The sequence below is a fragment of the Nocardioides sp. FY1077 genome (assembly GCF_058681775.1).
Genome location: NZ_JBZWDB010000003.1, coordinates 327,489 through 348,038, shown reverse-complemented (window position 1 = coordinate 348,038; position 20,550 = coordinate 327,489). Strand labels below are relative to the sequence as shown.

17 protein-coding genes and 1 tRNA gene are annotated in these 20,550 nt (G+C 71.4%); 7 read left to right on the top strand and 11 right to left on the bottom strand.

Going from position 1 to position 20,550, the window contains the following annotated elements:
* Positions 1–34: 34 nt before the first annotated feature.
* Complete coding sequence (pyk, locus tag AC4OR8_RS11175; protein WP_492165630.1) at positions 35–1,501, top strand: pyruvate kinase; 1,467 nt, start codon at positions 35–37, stop codon at positions 1,499–1,501.
* A 49-nt stretch (positions 1,502–1,550) separates the two neighbouring features.
* Here the strand turns inward: pyk and AC4OR8_RS11170 are convergent, their stop codons facing one another.
* From AC4OR8_RS11170 to AC4OR8_RS11160, 3 genes are all read right to left on the bottom strand, one after another.
* Complete coding sequence (locus tag AC4OR8_RS11170; RefSeq protein WP_492165629.1) at positions 1,551–2,117, bottom strand: hypothetical protein; 567 nt, start codon at positions 2,115–2,117, stop codon at positions 1,551–1,553.
* Positions 2,118–2,160: 43 nt separating this feature from the next.
* Entirely contained in the window at positions 2,161–2,865 is a 705-nt protein-coding gene (locus tag AC4OR8_RS11165; protein WP_492165628.1) for a transcriptional regulator, read from the bottom strand.
* 142 nt (positions 2,866–3,007) lie between these two features.
* A tRNA-Leu gene (locus AC4OR8_RS11160) sits at positions 3,008–3,090 on the bottom strand.
* Positions 3,091–3,194: 104 nt separating this feature from the next.
* On the opposite strand from AC4OR8_RS11160, the gene AC4OR8_RS11155 reads away from it, so the two are divergent.
* Together AC4OR8_RS11155 and AC4OR8_RS11150 are read left to right on the top strand one after the other, a co-directional pair.
* The gene (locus tag AC4OR8_RS11155) at positions 3,195–3,812 is read left to right on the top strand and encodes an ANTAR domain-containing response regulator (RefSeq protein ID WP_492165627.1); all 618 of its coding nucleotides are present in this window, start codon (positions 3,195–3,197) and stop codon (positions 3,810–3,812) included.
* A 274-nt stretch (positions 3,813–4,086) separates the two neighbouring features.
* The gene (locus AC4OR8_RS11150) at positions 4,087–5,397 is read left to right on the top strand and encodes an ABC transporter substrate-binding protein (protein ID WP_492165626.1); all 1,311 of its coding nucleotides are present in this window, start codon (positions 4,087–4,089) and stop codon (positions 5,395–5,397) included.
* A gap of 363 nt (positions 5,398–5,760) precedes the next feature.
* Here AC4OR8_RS11150 and AC4OR8_RS11145 read toward each other — a convergent pair whose 3' ends face one another.
* The 5 genes from AC4OR8_RS11145 to AC4OR8_RS11125 all read right to left on the bottom strand — a co-directional run bounded on the left by AC4OR8_RS11145 (position 5,761) and on the right by AC4OR8_RS11125 (position 10,843).
* Positions 5,761–6,636, bottom strand: a complete 876-nt coding sequence (locus AC4OR8_RS11145; protein WP_492165625.1) for an ABC transporter ATP-binding protein — start codon at positions 6,634–6,636, stop codon at positions 5,761–5,763.
* A complete protein-coding gene (locus AC4OR8_RS11140; RefSeq protein ID WP_492165624.1) occupies positions 6,633–7,565 on the bottom strand; it encodes an ABC transporter ATP-binding protein in 933 nt (310 codons plus the stop codon). The genes AC4OR8_RS11145 and AC4OR8_RS11140 overlap by 4 nt, the downstream gene beginning before the upstream one ends.
* A complete protein-coding gene (locus tag AC4OR8_RS11135) occupies positions 7,555–8,529 on the bottom strand; it encodes a branched-chain amino acid ABC transporter permease (RefSeq protein WP_492165623.1) in 975 nt (324 codons plus the stop codon). The genes AC4OR8_RS11140 and AC4OR8_RS11135 overlap by 11 nt, the downstream gene beginning before the upstream one ends.
* Positions 8,530–8,544: 15 nt before the next feature.
* Positions 8,545–9,861, bottom strand: coding sequence for a branched-chain amino acid ABC transporter permease (locus AC4OR8_RS11130; RefSeq protein WP_492165622.1), 1,317 nt, complete (start codon positions 9,859–9,861; stop codon positions 8,545–8,547).
* A 217-nt stretch (positions 9,862–10,078) separates the two neighbouring features.
* Complete coding sequence (locus AC4OR8_RS11125) at positions 10,079–10,843, bottom strand: DUF554 domain-containing protein (RefSeq protein WP_492165621.1); 765 nt, start codon at positions 10,841–10,843, stop codon at positions 10,079–10,081.
* Positions 10,844–10,973: 130 nt separating this feature from the next.
* On the opposite strand from AC4OR8_RS11125, the gene AC4OR8_RS11120 reads away from it, so the two are divergent.
* Positions 10,974–11,549, top strand: coding sequence for a GNAT family N-acetyltransferase (locus AC4OR8_RS11120; protein WP_492165620.1), 576 nt, complete (start codon positions 10,974–10,976; stop codon positions 11,547–11,549).
* 16 nt (positions 11,550–11,565) lie between these two features.
* Here the strand turns inward: AC4OR8_RS11120 and AC4OR8_RS11115 are convergent, their stop codons facing one another.
* Positions 11,566–12,009 (bottom strand): hotdog fold thioesterase, encoded by a 444-nt coding sequence (locus AC4OR8_RS11115; RefSeq protein WP_492165619.1) that lies wholly within the window; start codon positions 12,007–12,009, stop codon positions 11,566–11,568.
* Between the two features lie 60 nt (positions 12,010–12,069).
* Here AC4OR8_RS11115 and polA point away from each other — a divergent pair, with 60 nt between their 5' ends.
* Entirely contained in the window at positions 12,070–14,763 is a 2,694-nt protein-coding gene (gene polA / locus AC4OR8_RS11110; RefSeq protein WP_492165618.1) for a DNA polymerase I, read from the top strand.
* Between the two features lie 59 nt (positions 14,764–14,822).
* Here the strand turns inward: polA and AC4OR8_RS11105 are convergent, their stop codons facing one another.
* The gene (locus tag AC4OR8_RS11105; RefSeq protein ID WP_492165617.1) at positions 14,823–16,130 is read right to left on the bottom strand and encodes a lipopolysaccharide biosynthesis protein; all 1,308 of its coding nucleotides are present in this window, start codon (positions 16,128–16,130) and stop codon (positions 14,823–14,825) included.
* A gap of 177 nt (positions 16,131–16,307) precedes the next feature.
* Between AC4OR8_RS11105 and AC4OR8_RS11100 the strand changes: the two genes are divergently transcribed.
* Positions 16,308–16,916, top strand: coding sequence for a hypothetical protein (locus AC4OR8_RS11100; RefSeq protein ID WP_492165616.1), 609 nt, complete (start codon positions 16,308–16,310; stop codon positions 16,914–16,916).
* Positions 16,913–19,633 (top strand): hypothetical protein, encoded by a 2,721-nt coding sequence (locus AC4OR8_RS11095; RefSeq protein WP_492165615.1) that lies wholly within the window; start codon positions 16,913–16,915, stop codon positions 19,631–19,633. The genes AC4OR8_RS11100 and AC4OR8_RS11095 overlap by 4 nt, the downstream gene beginning before the upstream one ends.
* A gap of 87 nt (positions 19,634–19,720) precedes the next feature.
* On the opposite strand, the gene AC4OR8_RS11090 is transcribed toward AC4OR8_RS11095, so the two are convergent.
* Positions 19,721–20,524, bottom strand: a complete 804-nt coding sequence (locus AC4OR8_RS11090) for a class I SAM-dependent methyltransferase (RefSeq protein ID WP_492165614.1) — start codon at positions 20,522–20,524, stop codon at positions 19,721–19,723.
* Between the last annotated feature and the right edge of the window lie 26 nt (positions 20,525–20,550).

Sequence of the window (20,550 nt, the reverse complement as noted above, 5' to 3'; positions counted from 1 at the left end):
TTGGAACGTTCAAACCACTCGCTAGGGTGAGGGGGTGCGTAGAGCAAAGATCGTCTGCACCCTCGGCCCCGCGACCTCGTCGCCGCGCCGGATCCGCGAGCTCGTCTACGCCGGGATGGACGTGGCGCGGCTGAACATGAGCCACGGCAGCCACGCCGACCACGCCGAGAGCTACCGGCTGGTGCGCGAGGCGGCCGACGCGAGCGGTCACGGCGTCGGCATCTTCGCCGACCTGCAGGGCCCCAAGATCCGCCTCGAGCGCTTCGCCGACGGCCCCGTGGTGCTGCGACGGGGGCAGGTGTGGACCATCACCACCCGCGACGTGCCCGGCGACATCGAGAGCTGCGGCACGACGTACAAGGGCCTGCCGGGCGACGTCGCCGTCGGCGACCCGATCCTCATCGACGACGGCAAGGTCCGCCTGCGGGTGACCGGGGTCGACGACACCGACGTCACCACCGAGGTGCTGGTCGGCGGCAAGGTCAGCGACAACAAGGGCATCAACCTGCCCGGCGTCGCGGTCTCCGTGCCGGCGCTGTCGGAGAAGGACAAGGCCGACCTGCGCTTCGCGCTGCACCTCTCGGTCGACTTCATCGCGCTCTCGTTCGTGCGCGACGCCAAGGACGCCGACGACGTGCGGGCGATCATGCGCGAGGAGGGCGTGCTCGTCCCGGTCATCGCCAAGATCGAGAAGCCCCAGGCCATCGAGAACCTCGACGAGGTGATCGCGGCGTTCGACGGCGTGATGGTGGCCCGCGGCGACCTCGCGGTGGAGTGCCCGCTCGAGGACGTGCCGTTCCTGCAGAAGGAGATCGTGCAGAAGGCCCGGCTGAACGCCAAGCCGGTCATCGTCGCCACCCAGATGCTCGAGTCGATGATCTCGAGCCCCTCGCCCACGCGCGCCGAGGCCTCCGACGTCGCCAACGCCGTGCTCGACGGCGCCGACGCCGTGATGCTGTCGGGCGAGACCGGCGTGGGGGAGTACCCCGTGGTCACCGTCGAGACGATGGGCCGCATCATCGCCTCCACCGAGCGCCAGGCCCTCTCGGCCGGTGCGGTGGCCGGCGTGAAGGCCATCGACTGGGACCCCCACACCAACGGCGGTGTGATCGCCAAGGCCGCCGGCGAGGTGGCCGAGCGGGTGGGCGCGAAGTACGTCGTGGCGTTCACCCAGTCCGGTGACTCCGCGCGCCGCATGTCGCGCCTGCGCGGCCCCATCCCGATCCTGGCCTTCACCCCCGAGGCCGTCGTGCGCTCGCAGCTCTCGCTCACCTGGGGCGTGGAGACGTTCAAGACCGCCTCGGTCGAGCACACCGACGAGATGGTGCGCCAGGTCGACGAGCAGCTGCTGCGCATCGGTCGCGTGCAGGAGGGCGACCTGGTGGTCATCATCGCCGGTGCTCCTCCGGGCATCCCCGGCTCCACCAACGCGCTGCGCATCCACCGCATGGGCGACGCGATCAACGAGGTCACCCCGGCCTACCGCCGCGTCGCACCCTGAGGGCCCGCTGTCCCGCCCCGCCGGCCCGGCCCGGCGGGTCGGGGCGGGTCTAGCGGCGCTCCACGTCCTCCACGGTGCACAGCGCGCCGGGGGGCTTGACCAGCACCGGCTGCGCCAGCGCGACCCCGTCGGGCTCGTCGTCCGCGCCGGTCCACGCCACCTCGACCCCGTCGACCCGTCCGTCGCGCGTCGGGTCGACGAGGCGCACGGCGAGCAGCACGGCGTGCCGGCCGTCGGCGGGGCCCAGCGCAGCGCCCTCCAGCGCGACGCGCTCGTCCCAGCTGGCCAGGGAGTCGGCGAGGCCGGCGGTGGCCAGCGGCGGGTAGTCGAGCACGATGCCGGTGATGTCGGCGCGCCCCGAGAAGGGCGTGACGGCGACCTCCACCACCTCGAGGTTGTCGGCGCCCACGAGCCGCGCCTCGCCGAGGCGCCACGGGCCGGTCGCGGTCAGCGCGCCGGGCTGGAGAATGAGCTCGCCCTCGGGGTCGGCCACCACGCAGCGCCGGGGCTCGGTGTGCGTCGGCGACGGCGCCGGGTCACCCGGCTGCCCGGTGCTCGTGCTGCAGGCGGCCAGCAGCGCCAGGCCGCCCGCGCCGAGAGCGGCGTGTCGTCCCATGCCCGCAGGCTACGACGCCGCCCCGCTCAGGCCTTGAGCCCGATCAGGACGTCGAGGCGCGCGACGGCGTTGCGCCGCGAGACGCTGATGGTGCGGATCGCCGACCGGCGCCAGGGGACGTCGACGAGGTCGAGCGCCCAGCAGCCAGCCCGCGGATGTCGTCGGAGGCGTTGACGAACTGCCAGCGGGGGTAGTCGTGTCGCCGCACGGTGCCGTCGGCCGAGGTGCGCTGGGCCCAGTTGGCGCTTCGGCACCCGTCGGAGTGGAACAGGCCGCGCAGGAAGGCCGCGGGGTGCTGCTCCACCACCGCGCGCTGCCACTGCTCCAGCACGATCAGCCGCTCGTGCTTGCGACCTGGGCCGTGCTGGGGGAACAGACAGGGCCAGTGCTTCCACGACACGGTGGTGATGACGGCGCCCGATCGGTGGCGTGCGTGGGGGCGTCCGCCCGGCTTGACCGCCGCCATCAAGGTGGCCACCCGCGCGTTGGCCTCCGGGTACCGCTGGTCGTTGTGGACGTGCAGGCCGAACACGGAGCGGCGCTGCGTGGAGATGTACCCGTCGCCGAGGTACCAGCCGAGGAGCTCCGCATACGCCGCGTCGTCGAGCACCCCGCCCTCGCACCGCGGACAGGGCACGCTGGTGTGGCCCTGTCCGCGCTGCTTCCCACGACGTCGGTAGTCGCGACGCCACCGCCGCAGCGTCGTCAGCGCCACCCCGTGCTGGGCTGCGTTCACTGCGTCGGGCATGACCGCGTCGAAGGCGGCCAACGCGTCCGCGACCGTCGCAGCGGGGCGGACGTGGGGAGTCACACAGACATCGTCCGGCAGACCGCCGACAGCCCGCGGACGACGCCACGGTGGTGCGACGGCGGCGTACGACGTCGTGCGGTGCCGGGTGTGGGACTCGAACCCACACGCCCTCTCGGACAATGGCTTTTGAGGCCACAGCGTCTGCCATTCCGCCAACCCGGCTGAGCGAGGCAGAGCCTAGCCGCTCCGGGGTCCGGCGCCGGAGCGGGCGTCGACGACGGTCGCCTGGCGCTCCCTCGGGCCGCGGTGGCCGATAACCTGTCGCCGTGACCGAGCCCGCCGCCCCCGCCTCGCCCCGCACCCGCACGGTGGTCATCGCCGAGGACGAGGTGCTGATCCGCATGGACCTCGCCGAGATGCTCAGCGAGGAGGGCTACGACGTCGTGGGTCAGGCGGGCGACGGGGCACGGGCCGTCGAGCTGGCCGAGCAGCTGCGACCCGACCTGGTGATCCTGGACGTGAAGATGCCGGTGCTCGACGGGATCGCGGCCGCGGAGTCCATCGCGGGGCAGCGGATCGCGCCCGTGGTCATGCTGACCGCGTTCTCGCAGCGCGAGCTGGTCGAGCGCGCCCGCGACGCCGGTGCGATGGCCTACCTGGTCAAGCCGTTCACCCAGAGCGACCTGGTGCCGGCCATCGAGATGGCGGTCAGCCGGTTCGCCGAGGTGCAGCAGCTGGAGGCCGAGGTCGCCGACCTCACCGACCGGCTCGAGACGCGCAAGGCCGTCGACCGCGCCAAGGGCATCCTGCAGGCGCAGCTCGGCATCTCCGAGCCCGACGCGTTCCGCTGGATCCAGAAGACCGCGATGGACCTGCGTCTCTCGATGCGTCAGGTCGCCGACGGCGTGGTCACCCACGGCCCCGGCCTGGCGGCCGGCTCCTGACGTCACGGCGCCTCGCGCCCCCGCACGACCGGCCGCGACCCGGCGTACGACGCCCCACGACCGGTCGTCGACGACCTCGTGGTTCGTCGCCGGAGGGCGTCCGGGGTGCCACAGGCAGGTCACAACTTGACAACGAGGTAGGAGCAGGCCCTGCGAGGGCACCCGGTGACGCTACTTTGACCAGGATCACCGGCGATCGTGCCGCTGACCCCAGACACAAACCGGAGGGTTTATGAACCGCCCCACCAAGATTGCGCGACTCGGGCTCGTGTCGATGTCGACCATGCTGGTGCTCGCCGCGTGCGGCAGCGACAGCAGCGACGAGGGTTCCGAGTCCACGCCCAGCGCGGACTCGAGCTCCTCGACCAGCGCCTCCGCGGACGCCGGCGCCGGCATGCAGCTGTACTTCGTCGACGGCAACACCGCGAACTACAGCGAGGACTTCGAGGGGGGCACGCTCGAGGGCGTGAAGGCCACCTACCCCGGTGCCGAGCTCGGCGACGACTTCCGCAAGCGGATGCTCGAGATCAACCCCAAGCTCAAGGACTTCACCTACGGTCCCGAGTCCTACGACGCGACCATCGTCGGCGCCCTCGCCGCGATCGCCGCCGACAACGACTCCGGCACGGCCGTGGGCAGCGAGATGCAGGCCGTCACCTCCGAGGGCGAGAAGTGCACCGAGTTCAAGGCGTGCGCCGACCTCCTCGCCGACGGCACCGACATCGACTACGACGGTGTCTCGGGCCCCATCGACCTGAACTCGACCGGTAGCCCCTCGGCGGCCACCATCGGCGTCTTCGAGTACGGCGCCGACAACAACTACGCGCCGGTCGACTTCATCACCGGTGAGATCCCCGACGAGGCCGAGGTCAAGCCCGAGCAGCAGATCCAGGGCCAGCCGGCCAAGGGCGACGGCACCTTCACCGTCGGCACCCTGCTGCCCTCGAGCGGTGACCTCGCCTTCCTCGGCCCCCCGGAGTTCGCGGGCGTCGACCTCGCCATCGAGGAGATCAACGCCGGCGGCGGCGTCCTCGGCAAGGACGTCCCGGACGCCGTGCGCGCCGACTCCGGCGACGGCACCCCGAACATCGCCCCCTCGTCGGTGGACAGCCTGCTCGGCAACGACGTCGACATCATCGTCGGTGCCGCGTCGTCCTCGGTGTCGCTGAGCGTCATCGACAAGATCACCCAGGCCGGCGTCGCCCAGATCTCCCCGGCGAACACCTCCACGGCGTTCGACACCTACGACGACCAGGGCCTGTACTTCCGCACCGCGCCCTCCGACGTGCTGCAGGGCCAGGTCATGGCCTCCACGCTCATCGGTGACGGCAAGCAGAACATCGCGATCCTGGCCCGCCAGGACTCCTACGGCGAGGCGCTGGCCGAGAACGTCCAGAACTTCTACGAGGAGGCGGGCGGCACGGTCGTGTCGAGCCAGCTCTACGCCCCCGACGCGGCGACCTTCAGCTCCGAGGTCCAGGCCATCGCGGCCGAGGACCCCGACGCGATCGTCCTCATCGCCTTCGACGAGACGAAGAAGATCGTCCCCGAGCTCATCAAGGCCGGTCTCGGCCAGGGCGAGTGACCTGCTGAACCACTGATCCACCGTTCCACCACCAGGGCCCCGGGCGCGCGAGCACCCGGGGCCCTCGTGCGTCCCCGGGCCCCGTGCCGCGGCGTCGTACGCCAGCAGGACACGTCGGCTGGCCGTGCAGCTGGGGCAGCAGCCGGGCGGCCGCGCAGCAGCCCAGCGGGTGTCCTGGCAACCGCGCTCAGCGGGCGCGCGGCGTCACCGGTCCGCAGCAGGGTTGTCGGGGCAAACCCTTGGTTGTCGACCGAGGCTTCGGCCGACAACCAAGGGTTTCACCGGATGTCCGGTGAAACCCGCAACGCACACGCGCCCGCCCCCAGCAGGGGACGGGCGCGGCGTACGGCGGTGAGCTGCGGCTCAGGCCTTCTTGGCCAGGGTGCCGAGGTAGAGCTCGATGACCTTGGGGTCGGTGGCGAGCTCGCGGCCGGTGGCGGTGTAGGCGTTGCGGCCGTGGTCGAGCACGTAGCCGCGGTCGCAGATCTGCAGGCAGCGCGCGGCGTTCTGCTCGACCATGACCACGGAGACGCCGGCGCGGTTGATCGCCCGGGTCTGCATGAACACCTCGTCCTGCATGACGGGGGAGAGGCCCGCCGAGGGCTCGTCGAGCAGCAGCACCGACGGCTCCATCATCAGCGCGCGGCCCATGGCGACCATCTGCCGCTCACCGCCCGAGAGCGAGCCGGCCCGCTGGGCGCGACGCGTCCCGAGCGCGGGGAAGATGGAGGTCACGAAGTCGAAGCGCTCGGTGTACTTCGACGGGGCCTGGTAGCAGCCCATCTGCAGGTTCTCGGCGATGGTCAGGCTCGGGAAGACGTTGTCGCTCTGCGGCACGAACCCGATGCCCTTGCTGACCAGGCTGTCGGCGCGCTGGTTGGTGACCTCCTCGCCGCGGAGCAGGACGGTGCCGGTGTGCACCTTCACCAGGCCGAAGAGCGCCTTGAGCAGCGTCGACTTGCCGGCGCCGTTGGGACCGATGATGCCGACGAGCTCGCCGGGCTGGCAGTACAGGTCGGCGCCGTTGAGGATGTTGACCCCGGGCAGGTAGCCCGCGATCAGGTTGTCGGCGCGCAGGACGGCGCCGTCGGCGGCCGCGAGGTGGGCGGTGCGGGCCGCGGCGGCCCGCTCCTCGGCGGCACGCTCGACCGCCGACGCCGACGAGACGGCCGTGGCGCCCGAGGGCTCGCTCGCCCCGGTGCGGTCTCCGGGGGAGCCGGGGGTGGGGTCGGTGCTCATCGGGTCTCCTTGCCGGGCAGGATCTCGGCCTCGGCCTCGGCCGCGAGGAGGTCGGGGTCGAGCTCGCGGATGTCGGTGTCGTGGTGGGCGCCGAGGTAGGCGTCGATCACGCGCTGGTCGGCCATGATCGAGTCGGGCGGGCCCTCCGCGATCACCTTGCCCTGGGCCATCACGACGACCCAGTCGGAGATGTCGCGCACCATGTCCATGTCGTGCTCGACGAAGAGCACGCTCATGCCCTCCTCGCGCAGCGACTTCACGTGGCCCAGCAGCGACTGCTTCAGGGCGGGGTTGACCCCGGCCATCGGCTCGTCGAGCATCACCAGCTCGGGCTCCACCATCAGTGCGCGCGCCATCTCGAGGAGCTTGCGCTGCCCGCCCGAGAGGGAGCCCGCGAAGTCGGACTCCTTGGCGTCGAGCTTGAAGCGGGCCAGCAGCTCGCGCGCCCGCACGGTGTTGGCGTCCTCCTGGGCGCGCCACAGGAACGCGAACGGCCCGGCCCAGAAGCGCTCACCGCGCTGGCCGGTGGCCCCGAGGCGCATGTTCTCCAGCACGGTCAGCTTGGAGAGCACCTTGGTGAGCTGGAAGGTGCGGACCATGCCCATCCGGGCGACCTTGGAGGCCGAGACCCGCTTGAGCGACTTGCCGTTGAAGTAGCGCTCCCCGGTGTCGGGCTGGTCGAAGCCGGTCAGCAGGTTGAAGAAGGTCGTCTTGCCGGCGCCGTTGGGCCCGATGAGCGCGGTGATGACGCCGCGCTGGATCTCGAGGTGGTCGACGTCGACGGCCTTCAGGCCACCGAACTGGCGGGTGATGTTGTCGACGGTGACCACGGGGTCGGGCTTGGGGACGCCGGGCTCGCGGGCCAGGCCGGCCAGGGCGGCCGCCGCGGCGTCGCGCCCCGTCGGGGCGGGTGTGGTGTCAGCGGGCATCGATCGCGATCTCCTTCTTGTCCCCGAAGATTCCCTGCGGGCGGTAGATCATCAGCAGCATCAGCGCCAGGCCGACGGCGGCGAAGCGGACGTTGCCGATCTGGGTGTTGTCCATCAGTGCCTCGGGGATGAGCCCGTTGTTGGTCAGCATCTCCAGGGCCACCCCGAGGAACGACAGCAGCGCCCAGAAGATCACGGCACCGATGACCGGCGACAGCACGCGGGCGGCGCCACCGAGGATGAGCATGGTGAAGGCGATGAACGTGAAGTCGGTGCTGAAGGTGTCGGGCTGCACCGAGGCCGGGCCGAGCGCCCCGACGAAGCCGCCGAGGGCGCCGATGACGCCACCGAGGATGAGCGCCTGCATCTTGTAGGAGTAGACGTTCTTGCCGAGCGAGCGCACGGCGTCCTCGTCCTCTCGGATGCTCTTGAGCACGCGGCCCCAGGGGCTGCGCATCAGGACGAACACGAAGAGGCAGACCAGCACGACGACGATCCAGCCCACCGTCATGACCCACAGGTCGTTGCGACCGAAGGAGAGGAAGCCGTCGTCGAGGGCGGGGTAGGGGTTGAGGTCGCGGAAGCTGCCGGTGAAGCCGCTGACGCCGTCGCGGGCGTTGAAGTAGTCCTTGAACGACGTGGTGAAGATCAGCCGCAGGATCTCCGCGGCGGCGATCGTCACGATGGCGAGGTAGTCGGCGCGCAGGCGCAGCGTCGGGATGCCCATGATCAGCGCGAGCGCGACCGCGGCGAGGATGCCGAGCAGCAGCGCCACGCCGAGCGGCAGGTCGAACGAGGCGATCCCGACGGCCATCGCGTAGGCGCCGGCGGCGGCGAAGGCGGCCTGGCCGAAGTTCAGCAGGCCGGTGTAGCCGAAGTGGATGTTGAGCCCCATGGCTGCGAGCACGTAGGAGATCGCGATCGGGGTGAACGCGTCGTGGAGCGGGGTGGTGATGAGGTCCATGGTCTTCCTTCCGCCTCAGCCGATCCGTTCCCGGCGGCCCAGCAGGCCTTGGGGACGGACGAGCAGGATGACGATCAGCAGGAGCAGGGCTCCGGCGTTCTTGAGGTCGGACGGGATGACGACGGTGGAGAGGTCGATCAGCACGCCGATGATGAGGCTGCCGACCAGGGCGCCCCACACCGAGCCGAGGCCACCCACGCAGCAGGCCGCGAAGAGCAGCAGCAGCACGAGCTGGCCGATCTGGTAGGTCACGCCGAGCTGGAAGCCCAGGAACACCCCCGACAGCGCCGCGAGCGCGGTGCCGACGATCCAGACCAGCGAGATGACCCGGTCGACGTTGATGCCGGTGGACGCCGCGAGCGCGGGGTTGTCGGCGACGGCGCGGGTGGCGCGGCCGAGGCGGGTGTAGGAGAGGCCCAGGATGACCACCGTCAGCACCACGACGCAGGTGATGGCGATGATGATGTCGCGGGTGGTGTAGGTGAACAGGCCGAACGCGTCCTTGCCGTCGGGCGTCAGGTACTCGTCGTAGTTCTCCTGCCGCGAGCCGGTGAGGTAGGCGTAGATGTTGCGCAGGAAGAACTGCAGGCCGATGGTCACGATCATCGCCGCGATCAGGCCGATGCCGCGCCGGCGCAGCGGGCGCCACAGCACGCTGTCCTGCAGCCAGCCGAAGCCCATCGCGACCACCACCGTCAGCGGCACCGCGAGCAGGAATGGCACGCCGGCGACGTTGAGGAAGTAGGCCGTCATCGCGCCGAACGTCACCAGCTCGCCGTGGGCGAAGTTGGTCAGGCCGGTGGTGCCGAACACCATCGACAGGCCCAGGGCGGCCATCGCGAGGATGAGGCCGAAGAGCAGCCCGCTGTAGATCAGGCCGGGCACGCGGTCCCAGGCCGTCTCGACCTCGCGGTTGTCGGGGCCGATGAGGAACGTCGTGTTGAGCGTGCTGAGCCCGCTCTCCAGGGTGTTCGTGGTCGAGGCGCCCGGACGCATCGTCACGCCCTCGGGCAGCGTCGACTCGTCGAGCTCGACGGTCACCGGGCCGGGGGCGGACTCGAAGGTGATGGTGAAGACGCCCTCGGCGTCGGTCTCGCCGGTGACGGGCTCGGCGCCGGGCGGTGTCACGGTGACCACCACGCCCTCGACCGGTGCGCCGTCGGCGGCGGAGTTGACGAGGCGTCCGGTGACCGTCTTCTCGGTGGTCTCGCCGGTGCCGCCCGCCTGGGCGGGCCCGGCCGCGAGGCCGAGGGAGACGGTGAGGGTGACCATCAGCAGGACGAGGGCTCGCAGCAGCGATCTCCCTGTCGCCTTGGTGTGACCGGTGTGCATGTGGCTCCTGTCGGCCTCGGGCTGTGCTCGCCGCGCGGGATGGCCGCGCGTCACGCCGGGTGTGGTGCGCCACCTCCGGATCTCCCGGGGCGTCGGCGCCCGTGAACCTTATTGGGTCGGGGCCCCGGCGAACAGCACTTGAGGTAACGACACGAGCACAGTCGCGTTGCGCCCGGCGCCCCGCGCCGGAGGGAGCACAGGGTCCGGCACGGCCCGTTCAGCGCGCGGCGGCGACCAGCGTGACCAGCAGGGGAGCGACCAGCAGCGCCGGCAGCAGGTCGGCCACGGCCACCTCCCGGATGCGCAGCAGGCGCAGCGCCACCCCCACCAGCAGCAGGCCGCCGGTGGCGGTGACGGCGTCGAGGTGGGCGTCGGGCAGGACGTCGCCCAGGCCGAGGCCCACCAGCGTCAGCCCGCCCTGCACGACCACCACGGTCAGCACGGAGGCGGCCACGCCCCACCCGAACGACGCCGCGAACGCCATCGCGGCGAACAGGTCGAGCACCGACTTCAGGTAGAGCTGCTCGGCGCCGTTGCCCAGGCCGTCGTTGAGCGCACCCAGGATGGTGAGCGGCCCGGTGCAGAACACCAGCGACGCCACGACGAAGCCCTCCACGAACCGGTGGCGCTCCGCCGTACCGGTGGAGGTGGTGTCCCCGGGCGTGCCGCCGAGGCGGCGCTGCAGCCGGCCGCCGAGGCCCTCCACCCGCTGCTCGAGGCGCAGCAGCGAGCCCGCGATGCCGCCGAGCAGCATCGCGCCGAGCACGATCAGCATGGGCGCGCTGTCGCCGACGACCGCCGCCAGGCGCGGGGAGAGCACCTGCGCGGCCGAGGTGGCGGCGATGAGCAGGGTGACCAGCCCGAGGGCGTCGGTGACCAGCTCGCGGGTGCGCACCGGGAGGCGGTTGCCGAGCAGCACGCCGGCGCCGGCGCCGAGCAGGACCGCCACGACGTTGACCAGGGTGCCGGTTCCGGGGACCACGCCCACTCCTCCCGATGCCTGGCTGGGGCTGCGACGTGGGGGAGCGTAGTCTCGCCCCGGTGCGACGCTCCTGCCGGACCCGGCGGGACGAGACGAGGACCCCGATCGGGGTCGGGGGAGGCCCGAGACGATGTTCCGCTCGCTGGTGTCCCTGCGGCCCGCCGAGGTCGGCGACGCGCTGTTCCTGGCCGGCATCTGGACCGACTCGCTGCGCCACGCCGACACCCAGGACCAGATGGCCGACGTCGAGGTGGTCATCAAGACCGCCCTGGAGTCGCCCGACCAGCGCCTGCTCGTCGCGGAGTACGACGGGGAGCCCGCCGGTGCGGTCTTCCTGCGGCTGACCACGGTCAGCCCCCTCAACCTCGAGCCGGTCGTGCAGGCCTGCTCCCCGCACGTGCTGCCGTGCTTCCGGCGCCACGGCGTCGGGCGCACCCTGATGGAGTCGGCCGTCGCGTTCGCCGAGGAGCTCGGCGTGGGTCACGTGATGACCGCGGCGTCGGCGGGCTCCCGCGACGCCAACCGCTTCATGGCCCGCCTGGCCCTCGGCCCGCAGGCCACGCTGCGCCTGGCCGCCACCGCCGTCGTGCGCGGCAAGATCGAGGCGCAGCGACCCGGCGCCACCCGTGGCGCCTCGCGCCACCAGCGCGGCCAGGTGCTCGCCGCGCGGCGCTCGCGCCGGCGCGCCGAGGCCCAGACCGGCTGACCCGCCGGCCCGGCGGTCACATGCCGAGCGTCTCCTTCGGCACCAGCGCGCAGGTGATCCGCGAGGTGCAGACCCGCTTGCCGCGCTCGTCGGTGACCACGACCTCCCAGCAGGCCGACGAGCGGCCCAGGTGCACCGGAGTCGCCGTGCCGGTGACCGTGCCGCCGGTGGCCGAGCGGTGGTGGGTGGCGTTGATGTCGACGCCCACGGCGACCTTGCCCAGCGGCTCGGCGTGCAGCGCGGAGCCCACCGAGCCCAGGCTCTCGGCCAGCACCACCGACGCGCCGCCGTGCAGCAGGCCGTAGGGCTGGGTGTTGCCCTCCACCGGCATGGTGGCCACGACCCGCTCCACGCTGGCCTCGAGCACCTCGATGCCCATCTTCTCGTTCAGCCGGCCCATCCCGTGGGGCATGCTCGCCATCAGGTCCTCGACCGACCGTGCCGGTGTCTGCTCGCTCATGGGCGTCAACCTACGCGCCGCGAGGGAGGGGCTGTCCGTCGTGACGGCTAGAGTCGCCGGGTGCCCGTGAAGAGCTCCACGACCGCCGCGCCCGCCCGTCCGCGACTGCTGCTGCTCGACGGCCACTCGCTGGCCTACCGCGCGTTCTTCGCCCTGCCGGTCGACAACTTCTCGACCTCCACGGGCCAGCACACCAACGCCGTCTACGGCTTCACCTCGATGCTGATCAACGTGCTGCGCGACGAGCAGCCCACCCACCTCGCGGTGGCCTTCGACGTCTCGCGCCAGACCTTCCGCCTCGAGCAGTACGCCGAGTACAAGGCGGGTCGCAACAAGACGCCGGGGGAGTTCAGCAGCCAGCTGCCGCTGATCGAGGAGGTGCTCGACGCCCTCCACGTGCCCTACCTGAAGAAGGAGGGCTACGAGGCCGACGACATCATCGCGACCCTGGTCACCCAGGCGCTGGCCGCCGACATGGACGTCCTGGTGCTCACCGGCGACCGCGACTCCCTCCAGCTGGTCACCGAGTCCTCCACCGTGCTCTACCCCATGCGCGGCGTCTCCGACCTCGCGCGGATGACCCCGGAGGCCGTGGAGGCCAAGTACGGCGTGCCGCCGCACCGCTACCCCGAGCTGGCCGCGCTGGTGGGGGAGGACTCCGACAACCTGCCCGGCATCCCCGGCGTCGGCCCGAAGACCGCGGCGAAGTGGATCACCACCTACGACGGCCTCGACAACGTGATCACCCACGCCGACGAGGTCAAGGGCAAGGCCGGTGACAACCTGCGCGCCCACCTCGGCGACGTCATCCGCAACCGTCAGCTCAACGCGCTGGTGCGCGACCTCGAGCTCGAGCTGCACCCCGACGAGCTCGCCGTGCGCCCCTGGGACCGCCAGGAGGTGCACACCCTCTTCGACGGCCTGGAGTTCCGCGTGCTGCGCGACCGGCTGTTCGAGACGCTGTCGTCGGAGGAGGAGCTGGAGGGCCCGGGCTTCGAGGTGGAGGGCACCACCCTCGGCGCCGACGAGGTCGCCCCGTGGCTCGCCGAGCGCGGCACCGGCGTCGTCGGGGTGCACGTGCGCGGCGCCTGGGGCGCCGGCTCCGGGCGCGTCGACGGGCTGGCGCTGGCCGGGGCCGACGACGCCACCGCCTACCTCGAGGTCGCCACCCTCACCCCCGACGACGACGCAGCGCTCGCGGCGTGGTTGGCCGACCCGGAGCGGCCCAAGGTGCTCCACGACGCCAAGGGCCCGATGCTCGCGCTGGCCGCGCAGGGCTGGCCGCTGCACGGACTGCAGAGCGACACCGCGATCGCGGCCTACCTCGTGCGCCCCGACCAGCGCTCCTACGACCTCGCCGACCTCACCCTGCGCTACCTGCGCCGTGAGCTGCGCGAGGAGACCGAGGGCGAGCAGGGCCTGCTCTTCGACGAGGACGACGCGGTGGCCGACGTCGCGATGCTGCGCGCCCGGGCCGTCCTCGACCTCGCCGAGGCCCTCGACACCGCCGTGGAGGAGCACGGCGGCCGCGAGCTGATGGCCGACGTCGAGCTGCCGCTGGTGGCGCTGCTCTCCCGCATGGAGCAGGTGGGCATCGCCGTCGACACCGACCACCTCGAGTCGCTCGAGGCCCACTTCGGCACCGAGGTGAAGCAGGCCGCCGAGGAGGCCTTCGCCGTCATCGGCAAGGAGATCAACCTCGGCTCGCCCAAGCAGCTGCAGGTCGTGCTCTTCGACGAGCTCGACATGCCCAAGACCAAGCGCACCAAGACCGGCTGGACCACCGACGCCGACGCGTTGCAGGCGCTCTACGTGAAGACCGAGCACCCGTTCCTGCTCCACCTGCTGCGCCACCGCGACGTGATCCGGCTGCGCCAGACCATCGAGGGCCTGCTGAAGACCGTGGCCCCCGACGGGCGCATCCACACGACGTTCAACCAGACCATCGCCGCGACCGGCCGCCTCTCCAGCACCGACCCCAACCTGCAGAACATCCCGGTCCGCACCGAGGAGGGCCGCCGCATCCGCGAGGGCTTCGTGGTCGGCGGCGGCGGCTTCGAGTCGCTGATGACCGCCGACTACAGCCAGATCGAGATGCGGATCATGGCCCACCTCTCCGAGGACGACCTGCTCATCGAGGCCTTCCGCTCCGGGCGCGACTTCCACTCCATCACCGCGGCGCGGGTCTTCGACACCCCCGCCGACGAGGTCACCAGCGAGCAGCGCGCCAAGATCAAGGCGATGAACTACGGCCTGGCCTACGGGCTGTCGGCGTTCGGCCTGTCGCAGCAGCTCGGCATCGAGCCGGGCGAGGCGCGGGGGCTGATGGAGGAGTACTTCGAGACCTTCGGCGGCATCCGCGAGTACCTCGGCGGCATCGTCGACGAGGCCCGCCGTTCGGGGTTCACCGAGACGATCATGGGCCGGCGCCGCTACCTGCCCGACCTCACCAGCGACAACCGCCAGCGCCGCGAGATGGCGGAGCGGATGGCGCTGAACGCCCCCATCCAGGGCTCCGCCGCCGACCTGATCAAGGTGGCGATGCTGCGCGTCGAGCGTGGCCTGGCCGCGCAGGGCCTGCGCTCGCGGATGCTGCTGCAGGTGCACGACGAGCTGGTGTTCGAGGTCGCGACCGGGGAGGCCGAGGCCCTCGAGGCGCTGGTGCGCGCCGAGATGGGCAGCGCCGCCGACCTCGCGGTGCCGCTCGACGTCTCCGTCGGCACCGGCCACAGCTGGCACGACGCCGCGCACTGACCCGGGCCCCGCTGGGGCCACGCCCGGCGCCGCTGGGCCGCTCGGACCGCGCGGGTGTCCTACGCCGCGGGCTCGCTGCGCCCGACCGGGGTCCCGACCGGGGTCTCGACCGGGGGCCGCCTCATTCGCCACAGGCTCAGCCCGAGCAGCAGGGCAAACAGACCGCTGTCGACAGCGACGACCGTCGTGAGGAGCCCGGCGAGGGAGCTCGTGACCGATGCGCAGGCCACGAGCACCGCGACAGCCAGCCAGACGACAGCCGCCGATCGCTTGCCTTGCCGCGCCAGGACCGAATACACCAGCAGCTGGAGCATGGCGAGCAAGGTGCCGAGAACGGCGAAGACCCAGAGGGAGCCCTCGACGTCCGCGTACTCACCGCCGCCCACGAACACGATTGCCAGGTCATCGAGAAGCCACGCGCCGCCGGTGCAGAGCACACCCAGCGCAGCGGTCAGTCCGAGGCTGCGGCCCAGCGTCCGACGCCGCTCCTCCGGTGTGGACATTGCCGGGAACGCCACCACGACGACGAACTGCGGAAGGAAAAGCACCGCCTTCACCACGATGAGGCCGGCGGCGTAGAGACCGGCGTCATGGGAGTCGAGGACGTTGCGGGCGACCACGATGTCGGCGTTCGTGAGCGCGAAGAACGCCAGGAGTGCGGCCGAGGCGAGGGTCGCCTCCTTGAGTACGGGGCCGGTCTCGTGGTGCCGACTCGAGGCTGGGTCGGCGCCACCCTCACGTGCGGGTCGTAGGACCCACCATCCGACGAGGGCAGGTACGAACAGCCCGAGCATCACGCCGACCATCGCGCTGGTCTCGGAAGGCGCCACGACGAGGCACACCGTGCCGAGGACCACCCGCGGGACACCGACCCCCAGGTAGATCAGCGAGAGGGGGAGCCACCGTCGTTCGCCTTGCAGGATGCCTGCTTGACCGCCCATCACGGTCAGTGGCACGGCAGAGACCGCCAGCAGCACAGCGGGCCAGATCGAATCGAGCTGGAGCACCTGCGTGACAACAGGTGACAGGGCCAGCATCACCGCACCCAGGCCCCACGCCGCCCGCCAGCTCACACCGAGGACGACCCTCTCGATCTGCTCGACATGGGACACATCGGCAGACACCCGGCGTGCGGCGGTGGCCTGGAGACCCAGCTGCAGTACCGCGACCACCATGAGCAACGCCATGAGTGAGGCGACGGCTCCGTACTGCGTGGGCCCGAGCAGACGCGCGGAGATCATCTGGAACGCGTACGTCGCGACGTTCATGACCGCCATCGCGATCGCGATGCCCGCGCTGCTGCGGAGGACCGCGGGGACCCCGCGGCGATCCGGCGGCGATTCGCGGCGATCCGTCGTGGCAGTCACGGCCCGAGACTAGGTGACGCCCTCAGCTGTCCCCTCATCTCATCGCCTGCAAACGCGCGCGGAATGAGACGGACACCACGTCTTGGCCTAAGGTTACCCGTGAGTTCGCTTCTGGGAGGGAGTGAGCCCCCAGGTCCTGTCATGTGGCCTGGACTTCACAGGGAGGGGCGCTTTCGCATGCGCACAACATTTCTGACCGGTCTGCTGCTCGCCGCCGCAGCAGCGCTGACCGTGATCATCAGCGGAGCGCTCGACCTGGATGTCGAGTCTGTCGCGCTCTTCGGCATCGCACTCGGCGCAGTCGTCGGCCTAGCGCCCGGCAGCACACCGGCGTGGCGCCTCGGCGGGTTCGTCGCAGGCCTGCTGATCGCCTGGGTGGGTTACCTGGTACGTGCCGCGGCGTTGCCCGACACGACCATCGGCGTCGCCGTATCGGTGGCACTGGTGATCGCATGGTGCACGGCCGCCGCGGCCGCCAGCGTGGGGCGTATCGCCCTGTGGTCGACCCTCCTCGGCGCAGCCGGCCTCGCCGGTGCGTACGAGTCTGTGTTTGCCGCAGCGCCGAGCGAAGTGGTCTCGTCGTCGACCGACACCGTCACCGCGGTGGCTCTCACCTTCGCCCTCGGGTTCGTGCTGGTGGCCGCACTCGGCGCTGGACGGGCCATCAGCCACGCCGGGCCGTCCCAGCAACGAGATGACGGCGATGCACTGCGCCGGCTCAACGACCCCGTCCTTCCCATGGCCGGAGACCCGGCCTCCCACCGCACGCTGGAGCAGACCCGATGAGCCGTTCGTCCACCCACGCCGCCCGCCGCTCCGTGCGCCGGCCTCTCCACGTCGCTGCCGTCGTGACGGCAACCGCTGTTGTTGCTTCCTGGGGCGTCGGATCGGCCGCAGCGGCCTCCGACTCCGCGGACGGTGACGTGGACGTGACCAACACCGAGACCGTGCAGGTCTACACCTCCGCCGACGGTGCGGTGGAGACCCAGCGGGTCTACGAGCAGGTCATGTTGACCGGCGACGGCACCGTCGACGTGTCCAACCCGGTCTCCACCGACGGTCTGCGCAACCTTGAGGGGTTCGGCGGGTTCGACGTCGAGGACGGCAACCAGGTCACCTCGGTCGATGTCGACGGCACCGAGGAGCTTCGGACCGTCAGTGACTTCGACGGCGACCTGCCGCTGTCACTGGCGGTTTCGTACGAGCTGGACGGCGAGTCCATCGACCCGGACGACATCGTGGGTGAGTCCGGTCAGCTGTCGGTGTCCTACACCGTCAAGAACATCAGCGCCGTGCCCACGGAGCTGACCTACGACGACGGCAGGGGCGGCACCATCACGGAGACGGTCGACGTCCCGGTGCCGATGGTCGGGTCACTGACGACGGTGGCCCCGCCGAGCTTCGACAACGTCACCTCCGGCCAGGCCAACATGGCCGGCGACGGCAAGGGCGGCACGAAGATGTCGTTCACGATGACGCTCATCCCGCCGATCGGGTCGGACACCGCAACCTTCGGGTACACCGCGGACATCGTCGACGGCGTCGTGCCACGCGCCGACATGTCAGCGCTCCCGGTGAATCCCCTGGAGAGCCCCAGCTTCGCCAGCGCGGCCGGCAGCTACAAGGGCGGCGCTGAAACCGGCGTGGAGCTGACGAACGGCGCCGTGGAGATCGACTCCAACCTGCTGAAGCTGCGCGACGGCGCCGGCGACCTGCTCGCCGGTCTGGTCAAGCTGCGGGACGGCGCGTCCGAGCTCTCTGACGGTCTCGTCGACGAAGCAGCGCCGGGGTCGCAGGAGCTTGCAGACGGTGCAGCGGAGCTCCAGGCTGGGCTGGGTCGCCTCGACGCGGGCGCGGGTGAACTCGCCGACGGCCTCGGCGACCTCAATGAGGGCGCCGAGCAGTTGGCCGACGGAAGCGGCAAGCTAGCCGGCGGAGCGGGTGACCTCGACGCCGGTGCTTCCGCGCTTGACGAGGGTGCTGGGAAGCTCGACGCCGGTGCAGGTCGCCTGGCCAGCGGCACGGGTGAGCTCAAGGACGGCACGGAGCGCCTGCGCGCCGGCACTGGGGCTGCACTCGCCGGTGGCCAGCAACTGACTGGCGGTCTCAGCCAGATCAGCGATGGTCTCGACACCCTTGGCTCAGTGGAGGGTCTCCCGGCTGCCGAGGCTGGTGCAGCGGCACTCAAGGCCGGGGTCGATGAATTGATCCTGGGCTTGGGAAACGCGGACAACCCAGCATCGCTCGTGGGCGGGCTGGCCAAGCTTGCTGCCGGCCTCGGCGAGGCTCAGACGGGAGCCGCCACGATCAGCGGTGGGCTGACCTCCGTGCGGGACACCGCGCTCGCACCGTCGCAGGCTGGGCTCTCCCAGGTCATCGGTGGCTTGCAGGCAGCCGTTGCGAGCAACGCTTCCGCGGAGAGGATCCAAGGTGCAGTTGCCGCTGTGGCAACCTCTGGTGACTGTGGTCCGAACTGCCAAGCCGCAGTGGGGCAGCTTGTTGGGACCCTCGGCAGTGTGGATGCCAGCACCAAGGCATCGCTGAACGGGGCGATCGGCGGCTTGCAGCAGGTCAGTGCAGGTGTGTCCGGTGCGATCGGTGCCCTCAACACCCAGCTCATTCCTGGTGCAAATCAGCTGGCGGCCAGACTGGGTGAGGCGAAGACTGGTGCTCAGACGTTGACGACGGGAGCCACCAAGGCGCGGGACGGACTGCTTGCGGTTCAAGCCGGTCTGGTCAAGCTGCAGACGGGCATCGCTGCGGCCGCCGCGGGTGTCGTTGCTCTGTCCGCTGGTGCAGAATCCGCGGTGCAAGGGAGCAGCGAGCTGACTAGCGGGCTTTCACAGCTGGACTCCGGTGCGACCGACCTCGATGCCGGTGCGGGTCGACTGGTCACCGGTGCGGGCGACCTCGCAGAGGGCACGGGCACTCTCGCCGCGGGTACTGGCGACCTGGCCGCTGGCACGGGTGCCCTTCTCGACGGGGCGAGGCTCCTCGCCGGCGGTTCGGATGAGCTATCTGCCGGGGCGGCGAAGGCTGCCGAGGGTTCGGGCCTCCTCGCCGAGGGTGCGACGGACGCTGCTGATGGATCCGACCTCTTAGGCGGCGGTGCCGCCGACCTCGCCGCAGGGCTCACCAGCGCTGCGGAGGGTTCTACCCTGCTCGCGGGCGGTCTCATTGAAGCCGCCAACGGCGCGCCGGCCCTGGTGGATGGTGCCCAGCGCTTGTCCGACGAGGGCACGAAGAAGCTGATCGCCGCCGGTGAGGGCACCGCACAGGAGTACGGCCTCATGTACGCCACCCTGGTCGCCGGTGCCGAGCGGGCCCAGACCGAGGACATGGCCTACGGCGCTCCGGAAGGGGCCGAGGGGCTCACCGCCTACAGCTACGTCATCCAGGGCGAGAACGGCGAGGGCAACCGCAACTTGGTGCGTGGTGCCGCGGCGCTGACGCTGCTCGGGGCCGGAGGCGGGCTGTTCTTCCTCCGCCGCAGGTTCCTGTGACCTGAGGGCCACCAGCACGCCCACGACGGGCCCGGACCGACACGGTCCGGGCCCGTCGCGCACCTCGGGTGCGCGGCCCGGCGGGGCTCAGTCGCGCAGGTCGCAGGCCAGGATCGCCGTGCCGGGGGTGAACCGGCCGCGGGTGGCCGACCAGCCGCCCCACACCCGGTCGTGGTGGTCGGGCCACTCCGGCTCCACCAGCCGGGTGATCGCGAACCGGTGCCCGGCGAGCACCGCCACCCAGTCGCCGAGGGTGCGGTGGTGCTCGACGTACGACACGCGGCCGGTCGCCTCGTCGACCTCGACGTACGGCGTGCGGTCCCAGTACGACTGGGACGCCACCAGCCCGGCCTCGCCGGGGTCGTCGGGGAACATCCAGCGCGTCGGGTGGGTGATCGAGAAGGCGAAGCGCCCGCCGGGACGCAGCACGCGGGCGGTCTCCGCCACGGCGCGGTCGAGGTCGCTGACGAACTGCAGCGCGCCGAAGGAGGAGAAGACGACGTCGAAGGAGGCGTCGGCGAAGGGCAGGTCGGTGGCGGTGGCCTGCACCGACGGCACGGCCGGGCCGGTGACCTCGTCGATGCGGCGGGAGTGCTGCAGCTGGCGGAACGACAGGTCGACGCCGTAGGAGCGTCCGCCGGCCGCGCGCACCCAGCGGCTGCACTGACCGGCGCCCGAGCCGACCTCCAGCACGTCGCGCCCGGCGACGGGGCCGAGCACGCCGGCCTCCGCCTCGGTGAGGCCCTCGGGCCCCCACACGAAGCCGGCGTCGCCCAGGAACTCCCCGTGGGTGGCCTGGTAGTCGTCGGCGTAGCGGTCCCAGTCGGGGCCGTTGGCCCGGCGCGACTCCGCCTCGTCGACGACGCGGCGCTCCACCCGCACCGGCGGCATCGGCGGGTGCGAGCGGGAGTCTGGTG

Bases quoted from the DNA above. Each gene is read 5' to 3' on its own strand.
- AC4OR8_RS11165 (WP_492165628.1), bottom strand. From the start codon at position 2,865: ATGCCCGACGCAGTGAACGCAGCCCAGCACGGGGTGGCGCTGACGACG.
- AC4OR8_RS11100 (WP_492165616.1), top strand. From the start codon at position 16,308: ATGCGCACAACATTTCTGACCGGTCTGCTGCTCGCCGCCGCAGCAGCG.
- AC4OR8_RS11115 (WP_492165619.1), bottom strand. From the start codon at position 12,009: ATGAGCGAGCAGACACCGGCACGGTCGGTCGAGGACCTGATGGCGAGC.
- AC4OR8_RS11130 (WP_492165622.1), bottom strand. From the start codon at position 9,861: ATGCACACCGGTCACACCAAGGCGACAGGGAGATCGCTGCTGCGAGCC.
- AC4OR8_RS11145 (WP_492165625.1), bottom strand. From the start codon at position 6,636: ATGAGCACCGACCCCACCCCCGGCTCCCCCGGAGACCGCACCGGGGCG.
- AC4OR8_RS11095 (WP_492165615.1), top strand. From the start codon at position 16,913: ATGAGCCGTTCGTCCACCCACGCCGCCCGCCGCTCCGTGCGCCGGCCT.
- AC4OR8_RS11140 (WP_492165624.1), bottom strand. From the start codon at position 7,565: ATGCCCGCTGACACCACACCCGCCCCGACGGGGCGCGACGCCGCGGCG.
- AC4OR8_RS11170 (WP_492165629.1), bottom strand. From the start codon at position 2,117: ATGGGACGACACGCCGCTCTCGGCGCGGGCGGCCTGGCGCTGCTGGCC.
- AC4OR8_RS11135 (WP_492165623.1), bottom strand. From the start codon at position 8,529: ATGGACCTCATCACCACCCCGCTCCACGACGCGTTCACCCCGATCGCG.
- AC4OR8_RS11090 (WP_492165614.1), bottom strand. From the start codon at position 20,524: ATGCCGCCGGTGCGGGTGGAGCGCCGCGTCGTCGACGAGGCGGAGTCG.
- AC4OR8_RS11120 (WP_492165620.1), top strand. From the start codon at position 10,974: ATGTTCCGCTCGCTGGTGTCCCTGCGGCCCGCCGAGGTCGGCGACGCG.
- AC4OR8_RS11150 (WP_492165626.1), top strand. From the start codon at position 4,087: ATGTCGACCATGCTGGTGCTCGCCGCGTGCGGCAGCGACAGCAGCGAC.